The sequence below is a fragment of the Kitasatospora sp. LaBMicrA B282 genome, assembly GCF_050325825.1.
Lineage (GTDB): Bacteria > Actinomycetota > Actinomycetes > Streptomycetales > Streptomycetaceae > Kitasatospora.
The window spans coordinates 1-553 of sequence record NZ_JBNQTI010000398.1; the positions used below are offsets into that span (position 1 = coordinate 1).

Annotated in this window: 1 pseudogene; it reads right to left on the reverse strand. The window is 39.2% G+C overall.

Annotated features, from left to right (window positions below):
- A pseudogene (locus ACQRUO_RS39655) lies at positions 1-553 on the reverse strand (hypothetical protein); the annotation flags it as partial.

A 553-nucleotide genomic window follows, 5' to 3' on the forward strand; every position in this document is an offset into this window, starting at 1 on the left:
TCTTTATAGGCCTGCGTCTGGTCTTTTAATACGAAACCTTTTTTGTTCACCAATATCTGGTCTTTCCCCTTGTTAACATCATCTTGATATCCGATCTTACCGAAGGAAGCGATCGTACGAAGCGGGGCGCTGAAAAACATGGTTCCGGCCATAAACACAAGCAGTATTGATAAAATAGCAATTTGAATAGCATTGACTGCTGATCCGGATTTATTTTTTTTCGTTTGTTCCTTCACAATTGCCTGCTGCTCAGGCGATTCTTTTTTACGTTCAGCAACCTGATCTTTCTTATATTTCTCTTTGTCTTTTTTGGAGAGCTTATTAAACCAATCGATAAATGCTTTGTACTCTTTGACTACGGTTTTAGTATCGTCGAACATTCTTAATTCACCATAGTGCATCCAAGCCACACGGTCACACATTTTTTCAATCTGACCGATGGAATGACTCACAAAGAAAATGGTTTTTCCTCGTTCTTTAAATTCCTGGATTCGGTCGACACATTTCTGATAAAATGTCTGATCCCCGACAGAGAGGGCTTCATCAATGATTA